Annotated in this window: 1 pseudogene; it reads left to right on the forward strand. The window is 35.5% G+C overall.

Annotated elements, in window-relative coordinates:
* Positions 1-447, forward strand: a pseudogene (locus RH85_RS20515) (replication initiation protein); the annotation flags it as partial.
* Between the last annotated feature and the right edge of the window lie 111 nt (positions 448-558).

The raw sequence follows: 558 nt of genomic DNA on the forward strand, positions 1-558 counted from the left end.
CGTTGCATTCGGGAAAGCATCAAAGAGCTATCAGATCACCCACAAATAAGTAAAGAGTTGCTCTTTTTAGATAGTGACAAAGGTGACAAAGGTTTCGAGCTAATCAAAAAAGGTAAAACCATCACAGGCATAAAGTTTATCTTTCGCTGGTTAAAGCTAGGAACGATTGACGAACTGAACCAACATGAAGCGATGAAAACTATAAGAAATTTAGAAATTAAACGTTTACAAAGCAATGTGCGCCTAAGTGAGGGGGAGCTTGAAAGCTTAGCTATAGCTTACCGCTATATAGGAAAAAATGAACAAGCATTAAAGATAGAAGAAAGCTTATCAAAAAGACTTCTTCAACAAAGTAACCGAGAATCTGAAGATAACCAACAAGCTATAGATTCCTTACTAGATAAAATCGAAACCTTATCAAAACTCAGCGATAACCCAGATTACTAAGATCACATCATCTAGGTGTTAGCTCTTAAAAATGATAAAACCTAGGTAATGTTCGTGACGAATGACACATTTTAGGTAGCACAACAAATTTAGAACCTAAAATGTGTAACT

The organism is Vibrio ichthyoenteri ATCC 700023 (assembly GCF_000222605.1).
GTDB classification, from domain to species: Bacteria; Pseudomonadota; Gammaproteobacteria; order Enterobacterales; family Vibrionaceae; genus Vibrio; species Vibrio ichthyoenteri.